A 12,054-nucleotide genomic window follows, 5' to 3' on the forward strand; every position below is an offset into this window, starting at 1 on the left:
GGGTGGCTCCTGATGATGCGATCAATGCGAGGGTGACTGTGCCGGCGTTGCGGTCGCGTGCGGTGGCGTCAGCGTTGCCTGTGCATCCCAGAACGTGCAGCGATGCCGTTGCGCGAAGTCGGGCGTTGCGCCGATCCTGCCGGGCGACAGCGTCAACGGAACGTCGCCATCGAAGCGCGGCCATTGCGGACGGCCAGCCCCGTTCGGATCGCCGGTGCGTGCAAACGCGCCCCAGTAATCCTGCAGCGTATCGGCGAAGGCCTGCTGCGCCGGCGTGAACGCCGGCTCGCCACTGAGCACCCACGGACGCTGGAACAGGTACACCAGCTCGGACGCGTGATACGCGCCCAACGGATGCGAGAACGGCAGGCGCAACAGGCCGTAAGGCGCCTGCGGGTCGTCGAACTCGTACGCATACACCGGTGCGCGGCTGCGCAAGGCCTGGCCCAGCCGGCGTGTCGGGCAGGCGAATCCGCCATCGGTGACGATGTCGGCAAACGCATCCCAGCGCGATTGCGCGGCAACGTCCGCGTAGCGCGCCATGATCGCGCTAGGGTCGGCATGCATGCGCGTGAGGCGTGCCTCATAACCGCTGCGCAGGTTGAGCTTGCCGATGTAGGACAGCAGCTGCGCAAACAGCCGCCCTTCGTTGCGGTTGGTGCCGATCAGCACCGGCACCTGCGCATGTTGCAGGTCGGCGATCGCCTTGGCGGGCGGCAACGGCAACACCTCGCCGCCGGACATCGGCGCCCACGCATCGCTGCCGGTCAGGCCACGGCGCTGCGGTTTTGCGTCGGCCACGGTGTCGGCGGGCAGCGCGCGCAGGCACGCGGCAACATCGCCTGCGCGCTCGCAGCCAAGCGTCTGCGCCACGCGCACACCGCCGCGTTCGGCCTCGGCACGCGACAGGCTGGAATCGCTGGCCAGGCAACTGCCGCTCTGCAGGATTGCGCGTTGGAACAGACCGGCCGCGCCCGGTGCGGCCAGTTGATAGCAGATGCTCCAGGCACCGGCCGATTCTCCGAAGACGGTGACGTTGTGCGCATCGCCACCGAAGGCGGCGATGTTGCGCCTGACCCAGCGCAACGCAGCCTGTTGATCGAGCAATGCATATGCGCCTTCGCCTTCGCCACGCAGCGCCGGATGCGCGAAGAAACCGAACACCCCCAGCCGGTAATTGGGCGCCACCACGATGACGTTCTGCCGCGCCGCCAATGCACTCAGGTCGTAGTCGACATTGCTGCCCAGCTCCAGCGCGCCACCGTAGATCCACACCATCACTGCGCGCGGATGCGCCGGCGCAGGGCCAGGTGGCGCATAGACGTTGAGGGTGAGGCAATCCTCGGACACCTGCTTCTGCCCGAAGCGATAACGCGGCAGGCACGCCGGCCCGGCCTGGGTGGCATCGCGGACTCCCTTCCAGGCGGGCACCGCCTGCGGCGCGCGAAAGCGCAATGCACCCACCGGCGGCGCGGCGAACGGCACGCCCAAGAACACCCGCCCCTGCGCGCCGGCAACACCGCGGACTGCGCCGGCATCGGTCTGCACCACCTCGGCCTGCGCATCGGCCGCGTGCACCAGCGCCGGCACCTCGCCAGGGCGGCGTGGCGCGCACGCGGCCAGCGTGCAGGCCGCCAGCAGGAGGATGCCGAAGTGTTTCAGCTGAAGCATGCGCAGGTCTGCCGTGTGCGTGAGGACGTCCGCCATCATCTCCACCGCACGTGTAGGGCAGGCAAACGTGTGGTTGGTATGGCGCCAACATGAGATGGCCGGGTACACGTGTCGCTGGGGAGTGAGCGTGTATCGCTGCCTACGACGTATGTGTATCTACTCGCGCAGTCGTCCTGCATGAAGTGTTGATGCATCCGCCTGCGAGGGGCAGATGGCATCGCTGTCGCCTGGTCGAGTGCGGTGCGATGAGCGCAGCACGCGCCGGAGGGCAATCTTTCACCGCTGTCCATGAAGAGCGGGCTATCGCCCTGGCTGTGACAAACGCAAAACCTGTGGCGGCTGCAGTGCCGGCCTGTCCCGGCAAGGCAACAAAAAACCCAGCCGTGTGACCGGCTGGGTTTCGCGTTTTTACCTGGTGGTGGCGCTTATGCCTCCACGTCGTCCTTGTACGCATCCACCGGGATGCAGGCGCACATCACGTTCTTGTCGCCGTAGACGTTGTCCACGCGCGCCACCGGCGGCCAGTACTTCTGCTGCTTGAGGCTGGGCAGCGGAAAGGCGGCCAGTTCGCGCGGGTAGGCGTGGGTCCACTCGCTGGCCGACACCTGGGTGGCGGTGTGCGGGGCGTGCTTGAGCGGGTTGTCGTCGCGGTCCAGGCGGCCGTCTTCGATGGCGCGGATCTCTTCGCGGATCTGGATCATCGCGTCGATGAAGCGGTCCAGTTCGTGCTGCGATTCGCTTTCGGTCGGCTCCACCATCAAGGTGCCGGCGACCGGGAAGCTCAGCGTCGGCGCGTGGAAGCCGAAGTCGATCAGGCGCTTGGCGATGTCTTCGGCACCGATGCCGCTGGTCTTTTCAAGCGGGCGGATGTCGAGGATGCACTCGTGCGCCACCAGGCCGTTGCGGCCGGTGTACAGCGTCTTGTAGTGCGGCGCCAAGCGCTTGGCGATGTAGTTGGCATTGAGCAGGGCCACCTGGGTCGCCTTGCGCAGGCCGCCGCTGCCCATCATGGTCACGTACATCCAGCTGATCGGCAGGATCGAGGCCGAGCCGTAGGCCGCCGCGCTGACCATGCCGCCGATGCGCGAGGAGTGTTCACTCCCGCTTTCGGAGTTGAGTCCGCCGCCATGGATGGCGGCAGTTTGACCTTCGCCGGCATGGATGCCGGCACGAGGCAGGTATGGCGCCAGATGCGACTTCACCGCGCACGGGCCCACACCCGGGCCGCCGCCGCCATGCGGAATGCAGAAGGTCTTGTGCAGGTTCAGGTGCGACACGTCCGAGCCCCACTTGCCGGGCTTGGCCACGCCGACCAGGGCATTCATGTTGGCGCCGTCGGTGTAGACCTGGCCGCCATGCGCATGCACCGCTTCGCAGATCGCCACCACGTCCTCTTCGAACACGCCGTGGGTGGACGGGTAGGTGATCATCAACGCGGCCAGACGCTCGGAGTACTTTTCCGCCTTGGCGCGGATGTCGTCGACATCGACATTGCCGTTGGCATCGCACTTGGTCACGACCACGGTCATGCCGCACATCTGCGCCGACGCCGGGTTGGTGCCGTGGGCGGATTCGGGAATCAGGCAGATGTCGCGATGTGCTTCACCGCGCGCGCGGTGATAGGCACGGATCGCCAGCAGGCCGGCGTACTCGCCCTGCGCGCCGGAGTTGGGCTGCAGGCTGACCGCGTCGTAGCCGGTGCATTCGACCAGCATCGCTTCCAGCTCCTCGATCAGCTGCGCGTAGCCGGCCGACTGCTCGGCCGGGGCCAGCGGATGGATTGCACCGAACTCGGGCCAGGTCACCGGGATCATCTCGGCGGTGGCGTTGAGCTTCATCGTGCAACTGCCCAGCGGGATCATGGTGCGATCCATTGCCAGGTCCTTGTCGGCCAGCGAGCGCATGTAGCGCAGCAGTTCGTGCTCGCTGTGGTGGGTGTTGAATACCGGGTGGGTCAGGAACGCGCTGCTGCGCCGCAGGCCGTGCGGCAAGGCGTCGGCGGTGGCGGCATCGAGCGCGTCCACATCCGCCTGCGCGCCGAACAACGCGGCCAGTGCAACCACATCGGCGCGCGTGCTGGTTTCATCCAGGCTGATGCCGACCGCTTCGCTGTCGATCGCGCGCAGGTTGATGCCGGCGGCGCGGGCCTTGGCGTGGATGGCCTCGGCATCGATCGCCTTGACGTGCAGGGTGTCGAAGAACTGCTCGCCCACGGTGACGCCGGCACCGCGCAGGGCGGCGGCCAGGATCGCGGCAAGGCGATGCGTGCGCCGCGCGATGCGGGTCAGGCCCTCGGGGCCGTGGTAGACCGCGTACATCGAGGCCATCACGGCCAGCAGCACCTGCGCGGTGCAGATGTTGGAGGTGGCCTTCTCGCGGCGGATATGTTGCTCGCGCGTCTGCAGGGTGAGGCGATAGGCCGGGTTGCCGGCGGCATCGATCGACACGCCGATCAGGCGGCCCGGCATCGAGCGCTTGTAGGCATCGCGGCAGGCCATGAATGCCGCATGCGGGCCGCCGAAGCCGAACGGCACGCCGAAGCGCTGCGAATTGCCGACCACGATATCGGCGCCCCATTCGCCGGGCGCGGCGATCAGGGTCAGCGCCAGCAGGTCGGTGGCCACCGCGACCAGGCCGCCTTGCGCGTGCACCGCATCGGCCAGCGCGGCGTGATCGCCGATATGACCGAAGCTGTCCGGATACTGCAGCAGCACGCCGAAGCACTCGGCTTGCAAGGCCTCTTCAGGCGTGCCGACGCGCAGCACGATGCCCAGCGGCTCGGCGCGGGTGCGCAGCAGTTCCAGCGTCTGCGGGTGCACCGCGTCATGCACGAAGAAGGTGTCCGACTTCGACTTGGCCGAGCGCTTGGCCAGCGTCATCGCTTCGGCCGCGGCAGTGGCCTCGTCCAGCAGCGAGGCGTTGGCGATCTGCATGCCGGTGAGGTCGGCGCACAGGGTCTGGAAGTTGATCAGCGCTTCCATCCGGCCCTGCGAAATCTCGGCCTGGTAGGGCGTGTAGGCGGTGTACCAGGCCGGGTTTTCCAGGATGTTGCGCAGGATCACCTTCGGCGTATGGGTGCCGTAATAGCCCTGGCCGATAAAGCTGCGCTGCACCTGGTTCTTGCTGGAGATGGCGCGGATCTTGGCCAGCGCCTCTTCTTCGGTGATCGCCTCGGGCAGCGCCAGCGCCGCTGGCGACTTGATGTTGCCGGGCACGATCGCATCGGTCATCGCATCCAGCGAGGCGTGGCCGACCACCTCCAGCATTTGTGCGATTTCTGCGTCGTTGGGGCCGATATGGCGTTCGACGAACGCACTGTGGTGTTCGAGGTCGCGCAAGGAAGACGTGGTCTGGGACATGGCGGGCATCCGGGGCAGGGGGCAGACGAATGGTCGACAACCACCGGACCGGCGTGACGCGCGCAGCGCATCACCTCCTGTCGCAGCGACAGTCTTCCTCGCGCCCCTCTGTCCTTTTGCCTGAGAGTTTAAGAACGCGGCATGGCGCTGGGCCTGCCTGCGTTCCGTGCCCCTTCGGCGCCGGCATCGGCCGGTCTCTCCAGAGTTGTACTGCGGATGGTATCGGGCCTGAGCGATTACGGGCTGTTGCGCCTTCGGCAGCGGCAGTGCCGCTTCTCCCACCGTGTTGCCGGCTGATTATAGCCTGCGTGCGCACGCGCCGGAGCACAGGCGGCAGGCCATGCACTCGGGTTTGCTTAACCTTGCAACGGCGAGCGCCTATCATCGACGCCCTTGTGCTCATCCCGACGCCGCCCCCAGGGCGGCGCCGGCGTGCGTCCCCCCGATGCACCACGTTCGGATCCCTGCATGACCCCCACCACGCCTTCCACCCGTCGCATGGCGCTGCTGCTCGCCGGGTTGGCGATGTTCGGCCCGTTTTCCATCGACACCATCTTCCCGGCGTTCTCGCGGCTCAGCCGCAGCCTGGCGGCGGACGAGGTGGCGATCCAGCAGACCATCAGCGTCTATCTGCTCGCTTACGGGCTGATGAGCATCGCGCACGGCCCGCTGTCCGATGCCTGGGGCCGCAAGCGGGTGATCCTGGGCGGGCTGGTGCTGTTCATCGCCGGCTCGGTGGGCTGCGCACTGTCGCAGGACCTGCCCACCCTGCTGGCGTTCCGCGCGCTGCAGGGCCTGTCGGCCGGGGTGGGCATGATCGTCGGGCGGGCGGTGATCCGCGACCTGTTCCAGGGGGCGGACGCGCAGCGGCTGATGAGCCAGGTGTCGATGATCTTCGGCATCGCCCCGGCGATCGCGCCGATCATCGGCGGCTGGATCCTGCTCAGCGGTGCCGGCTGGCCGCTGATCTTCTGGTTCCTGGTGGCGTTCGGGCTGGTGCTGCTGGTGGCCACGCTGACCTGGCTGCCGGAGACCCACCCGCCGGAGGCGCGCACGCCGCTGCAGCTGCGCCGCCTGATGCACGACTACGTGCGGATCGGCTTCAACCCGCGTTTTCAGCGGCTGGCGGCGGCCGGTGCGTTCAACTTCGCCGGCATCTTCCTGTACATCGCCTCGGCGCCGGTGCTGATCATGCGCCACCTGCACCTGGGCGAGGGCGACTTCGCCTGGCTGTTCATTCCCACCATCGGCGGCATGACGCTGGGTTCGTTCCTGTCCGGGCGCATGGCCGGCAGCATGGACCCGGTGCGGCAGATCCGCATCGGCTTCATCTGCTGCGGCGTGGCGGCGCTGGCGAACCTGGGCTACACCATGACGGCGGCGCAGATCGCGCTGCCCTGGGCGGTGCTGCCGATCTTCCTGGCCGGTGTGGGCATGGCGCTGATCTTCCCGATCCTGGCGCTGGCGGTGCTGGACATGTACCCGCATCAGCGCGGCCTGGCCTCCTCGCTGCAGGCCCTCACCCAGCTGATGACCAATACGCTGGTGGCCGGGGTGCTGTCGCCGCTGCTGAGTGAACACCCGCGCCATCTGGCGATCGGCATGACCGGTTTTTTCCTGCTGGGCTGGCTATTCTGGCGCTGGGAACGCCGCAGCGGCCGCCGTCTGCGCCGCCGCCAGGCCGAGGAGGCAGTGCCTCTGGAGCCGGCCGACCATCTCTGACCTCACAGGAGCCTGCATGTCCACCGATTCCAAGCTGCGCCGCGATGCCCGCAAGCGTGCCGCCGAGCGCCAGCGCAACCAGGCCGCCGCCAATCCCGCGCCGGTCTCGCCGATCGAGCCGCATGCCGAACTGCGCGACCAGCAACGCACGCTACTGGCCGGCATCGTCCGCCGCGACGGCGAATGGGTGCTGGGCATGGACGGCCGCATTGCTGGCGAAAGCACCAGCGCCGCCCAGGTGCTGGCCCTGATCATGCGCGCGGCCGAGCTGCACGAACGCCAGGGCACGCCGGTACGGCTGACCTATTCGGACGCGCTCAAGGACGCGGCGCATGCCGAGGCGGCCGCCGACGGCAGGGATTTCGAGGCGTTCCGGATCGAGTTCGCGCAGAAGCTGGTGCCCGCGCGCACCAACTGAGGTCATAACGCAGCGGTGTCGGCGAGGCCGGCTCCGAACACGGCCCATTCCGCGTGGATGGGCCGTGTCGGGGCTGAATTGCGCCAGCGCTTGGCTGCGGATCAGCCAGTGCGCTGAATCAGCGCGCCGGTGCCTGTCGCTGGACGTCCTGCTGCTGCGCCTGTTCCTGCGCGGCGGCGTTGCGATCCTGCTCGGCGCCCACAGCCTGCGCGCGCTGCAGGCTGTGGTCCACCGGCGTCTGCTGCGCGGCCTGGGCATCGAAGGGTCCGCGCAGGTGCGCCGGCGAATCCAGCGCTCCCTGGACCACGAAGCCCTGTGCCGGGTCGCGGCCGAGCACCACGTGGTCGACGCGCTGCAGCCCGTGCTCGCGTGCGGCCACCAGCGCGCCGGCTGCCAGGCGCTCACTGTCCGCATCGGGTACGCGGCCGCGCGCGGCTTCCAGCTGCTCTACCGCTGCGGTGCATTGGGTCAGCAGCGCATGGTCCGGACTGGCCGGATTGCGCGGATCCGCCGCTGCGGTTTCCGCAGCCGCCTGGCGCGGAAGCGCCTCGGCATCGATGCGCTGCAACCGGCCGTCGTATGTCCCATCGGCGCCGTCGGCGATGCGCTGCAGCCGCTCGACGAACGGATACGGCTCGCCGCCCACATTGCGCGCCATCGCGATCACGAAGCGTTCGGGTGACTGCGGTGCGGCGTTGCGGTCGCCGACCAGCGCCGCCAGCGAGCTGCCGCCGATCCTGCCGGCTTCGACGCTGGCCTGGGTCTGCTGCATCAGCGCCTGCATCTGCGCCTCGCTGAAGGCCAGCGTGGTCTTCTGCCCTGGCGCAATCGCACCGGTGCCCGCCATGTCGCCGCTCAGTGCGCTGTTGAGATTCTGTGCAATCGCCTTTTCCTCGCTGGCCTCGTTGCGCCCGCCCAGGCGTTGCAGCAGCCCCGGCGCAGCAACATCGCCATCGATCTCGAAGCGGTAGCTGCGTTCCTGCACGCGCTCGGTGTCGTTGCCGTCGTACTGGCGCACGATCGTCAGCGGCACGTTGCCGCCGTATTGCAGCTGCTGCACCACGGTGTAGCCGTCCTGGCCCGGTGTGCTGATGCGCACCTGGGTGCCCTGATTCCGGTTGCCGGCCACATCGGCGCTGAGCGGGCCCAATTCCAGCTGCAGACGCTGCTGCGAGCTGAAACTGATCCGCTCCACCGTCTGTAGCTCATCGACGCCGGGCACGCCCGGTGCGATCTTGCCCTCGCGCACAAAGTCGCCCATGGCCGCGAGCGCGCGTGGATCGGCCAGGTCGAATTGCGCGCTCTCCACACGCGACTGGCCCAGGGCGTCGGCGCGCCCGAGCAGGGCCTGCGCCGGTCCCACCTTCAGGCCAACGGCGTTCACTGCCTCGATGGCTGCGTTGGGCCCGGTCACCACACGCACGTGGCGCTCATCCACCCGCTCGATCAGGTAGCTGCGGCCGCTGGCTTCGGTGATCTCGCTTTGCATGGTGAGGTGTTGCAGGCTCGCCGAGGTGTCGCGCTGGGTGTAGGTCTGGGCATCCATCACCGCGCGCGCGCCGATCGGCAGGCTCTCCGGCTGCAGCGGATTGACGCGGGTGGCAGCCTCTGCAGGCTGGTCGGCACCGGGCAGCGTCAGTGCGTAACGCATGCGCTGCCCGGCACTGGTGCTGGTCTCGATGCTCAGCTTGCTGTCGCCGAGCTTGGTCTGCAGGCTTTGCTGCTGGCCGGTGTTGGCGTCGGCCTCGAGGTTGAAGGTGGTGGTCTTCGCCTCGGCGTCGCTGAGCTTGCCCAGGCCGAGCGAGCGGCTGCTGCGCAGGCTGTTCTCGCCCAGCGGCTGCGTCGGACTGCCGCTGCTCTGCTCGCTGGTATGGGAATACTTGACCGTCTGATCTTCGAGGCTGAGCTCGATGTTGCTGCCGCCCACTTCCAGCGCGTAGTCGCTGCTCTTGCTGCTGTAGATCGGGTCGAATGCGCGGTCGTTTGCGTCGTCGATGAACTGCTTGTTGCGGTCCGCGTCGCGCGGGTCCGGGCCGGTGGAGGTGTTGTTCACTGGATGCATCCTGCATGCTGCGCCGGTGCAGCGGGCGCGCAGTATATCGCCGGCGTTTTGTGCGTTTATCAAATCAACGTTATGCGGCGGCCAGGGTGAGGGCCGCCGCATGCCGCAGGGAGCGCGTGCGTCAGTGCGTTACGGCAGGCACAGGCGTAGTGCTGGCGGCCGCGGGTGCGTTCGCCTGCCAGCCGCACAATTTCCCCTGGTTCTGCTGCTTCAGCCACTCGTTCATCGGTGCGAAATATTCCAGCATCGGGCCGGCATCCAGGCGGTCGTTGCCGGTGAGTTCCTTCAGCGTGGTCTGCCAGGGTTGGCTGGAACCCCGTTGCAGCATCGACCAGAACTTCTGCCCGGCGTCCTTGTTGCCGTAGAAACTGCACTCGTACAACGGGCCTTGATGGCCGGCGGCTTCGCACAGGCCCTTGTAGAACTGGAACTGCAGGATGTGCGCAAGAAAATACCGGGTGTAGGGCGTGTTGCCGGGCACATGGTACTTGGCGCCGGCATCGAAGAACTCTTCGCCGCGCGGGCTCGCCGGTGCAACGCCCTGATACCTGGCTTTCAGTTCCCACCAGGCCTGGTTGTAACGCTCGGGGGGGATCGAGCCGTCGAACACGCCCCAGCGCCAGCGGTCGATCATCAGCCCGAACGGCAGGAAGGCAACCTTGCTCAGCGCCATGCGCATCTGCGAATTGATCAGCGCCTCGCGGCTGGTTTGCTGTTCGCCGACCATGCCAATCGACTGCAGATACTTGGGTGTCATCGCCAGCACGATGGTGTCGCCGATCGCTTCGTGGAAACCGTCGTTGGCGCCATTCTGGAACAGTGGCGGCAGCGGGTTGTAGGCCAGGTCGTAATAGATGTGCCCAAGCTCGTGATAGATGGTGGTGAAATCCTCTTCGGTCGGCTTGATGCACACCTTGGTACGCACGTCCGCACCGATGTTCTGCGTCGCTTCGCCGCCCATGTTCATGTCCCATGCGCTGGCATGGCAGACCACGTCGCGGTCCAGCGGTTTGATGAACTGCGAACGCTGCCAATAGGTGTCGGGAAGCTTGGGCATGCCGAGCGAGGTGTAGAAATCCTGCGCACGCTCGGTCATCTGTTTTGCGGTGCGCAGCTGCGCTTCGCGCTCGGCCTGGAAGCGTGCGCCGCTGCCGCCTTCGGTGCCGGTGGTGCGTGCCAGTACCGCACTCAGGTTGCCCTGGTACTGTTTTTCCAGCGCAGCGGTGATGTCCAGGTCACCGGCACCCGGGTATGGCTGCAGCAGGTCCCACAGATTGCTCCAGTCCTGCTGCCACATATTGCCCATCAGATGCGCGGGCAACATGCCGCCGGCGAGCTCGCCCTTGTCCTTGCCGTACTGCGTATCGAGCTTGCCGCGCGCATAGCACTGCAGCTGTGTGTACAGCGGCTTGACCTGGTCCCAGAGACGGTCGGTTTCGCTGGCCAGTTGCGCTGGCGGCATGTCGTAACCGCTGCGCCACAGCACGCCGACATCGGCAAAGCCCAGCCCGCGCGCGCCCTCGTTGGCGAGCTCGACAAAGCGCTGGTAGTCCTTGCGCATCGGGACTGCAGTGCCATGCCAGCCTTGCCAGGCATCCAGCTGTTCGGCGTAATCACGGCTGCTGGCCAGCACCTGTTCCAGCTCGCCAAGCTGGCGGCAGCGGCGTTGTTCGCTATCGCCCACGCAATAACTGGCCGCACCGTAATCGCCTTCCATCTTGGCGGCGATCCGGGTGAGCTCTGCCAGCTTGGCCGGGTCGCGTGGGGCGGGCAGGGCGCTCATCAATTTCAGCAGTTGCAATGCACGCGCGCTGTCGGCCGACATCGGGGTGCCTGCATACTGCTTGGATTGTTCGATCCAGCGGTCCAGTTGCGCCAGCGAGCGTTCGTTGGCCTTGGCGGCCAGCAGCTGCGAGTCGCCGTTGATGTAGGTCGAGGACAACCATTGCGCGGCGGTGAGTTCCGGGTATGCAGCCTTGTACTCGGCGCTGATGCGCGCGACGAACTGGTCGGCGCTTTCCTCCGGCGCGGTTTTGGTGGCAGCGGGCTTGGCGGGTGCCGCCGCATCCTGACGGCAGGCCGACAACGACACGGTGCCGGTGGCCACGGCCAGTGCCAGCCACAACAAACGAGGATTCACGGGTGGTCCTTGCGGTGAAGTCCGACGCAGGCTAGAGCGCGTCGGGTTCCACCGCAAGCGCTGCCACGGCGTACGCGACTCGGACGGCTGCAAATCCATCTGTGCTCGTCAGAGCAAGTGCCACATTGGCGTGCTCACCGCAAGCGGGCACGGCCGTTACCTGTTTGCCCGCCATGTACTGCCAGCTGCTTCAAGACTGGGCACCGGTTGCATTGGGTTGATGGAACGGTGCAGGCGGATCAGTTGCAGAGCGGATGATCTGCCGCTTGGCTGCAGGGCCCTTGCCCGCCCACCATCGCGGGACACGCCGCAAGTACGTCCGTGTAGGCTCTTACGCGGCATCCATGCCGCGTAAGGTCCCGCGACGGTAGGCGGGCAAGGACCAGTGGAGATGGTCGGTGTGCACGGTAAGAGCAGTGCGTCATGCGCGTTGTTCGATACTCGACCTCCGATACACGCGCGACAAGCAGCTTTTCACGAGCTTGCTTTTGGTGTTTTGCTCCAAAGGATTGGGCGACGCCGATGCATCAGCTGCGGAGCGGCTGATCTGCTGCTTGGCTGCAGGGTCCTTGTCCGCCCACCATCGCAGGACACGCCGCAAGTACGTCCGTGTAGGCTCTTACGCGGCATCCATGCCGCGTAAGGTCCCGCGACGGTGAGCGGGCAAGGGCCAGTGGAGATG

General features: G+C 67.1%; 6 protein-coding genes and 1 riboswitch. Of the genes, 2 read left to right on the plus strand and 4 right to left on the minus strand.

Going from position 1 to position 12,054, the window contains the following annotated elements; all coding sequences use genetic code 11:
- Positions 1 to 21 precede the first annotated feature (21 nt).
- Positions 22 to 1,671 (minus strand): carboxylesterase/lipase family protein, encoded by a 1,650-nt coding sequence (locus KHN93_RS06195; RefSeq protein ID WP_212579278.1) that lies wholly within the window; start codon positions 1,669 to 1,671, stop codon positions 22 to 24.
- Positions 1,672 to 2,096: 425 nt separating this feature from the next.
- Positions 2,097 to 5,030, minus strand: coding sequence for an aminomethyl-transferring glycine dehydrogenase (gcvP, locus tag KHN93_RS06200; RefSeq protein ID WP_212579279.1), 2,934 nt, complete (start codon positions 5,028 to 5,030; stop codon positions 2,097 to 2,099).
- A 98-nt stretch (positions 5,031 to 5,128) separates the two neighbouring features.
- Positions 5,129 to 5,243, minus strand: a riboswitch (glycine riboswitch).
- A gap of 255 nt (positions 5,244 to 5,498) precedes the next feature.
- Between gcvP and KHN93_RS06205 the strand changes: the two genes are divergently transcribed.
- Positions 5,499 to 6,752, plus strand: a complete 1,254-nt coding sequence (locus KHN93_RS06205) for a multidrug effflux MFS transporter (RefSeq protein ID WP_212579280.1) — start codon at positions 5,499 to 5,501, stop codon at positions 6,750 to 6,752.
- Between the two features lie 16 nt (positions 6,753 to 6,768).
- Positions 6,769 to 7,170: a hypothetical protein gene (locus tag KHN93_RS06210; RefSeq protein WP_016901679.1), complete on the plus strand. Its 402-nt coding sequence runs from the start codon at positions 6,769 to 6,771 to the stop codon at positions 7,168 to 7,170.
- 118 nt (positions 7,171 to 7,288) lie between these two features.
- On the opposite strand, the gene KHN93_RS06215 is transcribed toward KHN93_RS06210, so the two are convergent.
- On the minus strand, positions 7,289 to 9,223 hold the full coding sequence (locus KHN93_RS06215; protein WP_212579281.1) for an XVIPCD domain-containing protein: 1,935 nt from the start codon (positions 9,221 to 9,223) through the stop codon (positions 7,289 to 7,291).
- A gap of 130 nt (positions 9,224 to 9,353) precedes the next feature.
- Positions 9,354 to 11,372, minus strand: coding sequence for a M2 family metallopeptidase (locus KHN93_RS06220; RefSeq protein WP_212579282.1), 2,019 nt, complete (start codon positions 11,370 to 11,372; stop codon positions 9,354 to 9,356).
- Positions 11,373 to 12,054: the final 682 nt, after the last annotated feature.

Origin of the sequence: Xanthomonas arboricola pv. juglandis (genome assembly GCF_905367715.1) — a bacterium.
In the GTDB taxonomy this organism is placed as follows: domain Bacteria; phylum Pseudomonadota; class Gammaproteobacteria; order Xanthomonadales; family Xanthomonadaceae; genus Xanthomonas; species Xanthomonas arboricola.